Source organism: Arsenicibacter rosenii (genome assembly GCF_001870735.1).
In the GTDB taxonomy this organism is placed as follows: Bacteria; Bacteroidota; Bacteroidia; order Cytophagales; family Spirosomataceae; genus Arsenicibacter; species Arsenicibacter rosenii.
In genome coordinates, this window is sequence record NZ_MORL01000209.1 from 1 (window position 1) to 772 (window position 772).

1 protein-coding gene is annotated in these 772 nt (G+C 60.2%); it reads left to right on the forward strand.

The features are described 5' to 3' along the window. Positions 1 to 772, forward strand: a 772-nt coding sequence (locus BLX24_RS30865; protein WP_310590816.1) for an SdrD B-like domain-containing protein, incomplete at both ends; no start/stop codon positions are given.

Consider the following 772-nt stretch of genomic DNA (forward strand, 5'->3'; position numbering starts at 1 on the left):
AATCCCGGCACCTTTGCCAAAGCCACCGGTCTGGGCGATATTGAACTGAGCTGTAATACCATCGAACTCCTCCAGATCGGTAACCGCGTCTGGCTCGACGACGATAAGGACGGCGAACAGGATGCCTGCGAAAAAGGGCTCAGCGGCGTGGCCGTTTCCCTCTACCGCAGCGGCACACTCGTGGCCCGTACCACCACCGACGCCAACGGAGAATATTACTTCCCCAACTACGCCAACCCCTCGAGCGTCACCTTTGCCGGTTCGCAGACGGCGCTGGCGCCCAACACCGCCTACCAACTCGTATTCGGCACCAACAGCCAGTACAGCAGCGGTACCCTCACCGTCAGCAACGGCAAGTATCTGCTCACAACCGCCAACGCCACCGGCGGCAACCGCAATGACGGCAACGACTCCGACGCCGCCGTCGCTACCGTCGCCGGGATCACCGCACCGGTCATTTCCATGACCACCGATGCCATCGGTACCTCCGATCATACCTTCGATGTTGGTTTCTATTGCCAGACCATCACCTCCGGTACGATCAGCGTCACTCAGGCTACCTGTAACCTGACCAACAACACCGGCAACAGCAACGGACGCATCACCGTCAGCGGCATCGTGAACGGCGATAAGGCTGCCATCGTCGCGTTCGGCGGAACTGTCCCGTCCTACACAGCGACCACCAACGTGACCATCACCGGCGGCGTAGCGTCGTTTTCCGGTCTGGCCAACCCGACGGCGACTACCGGCACTTCATACAGCATCATCATTT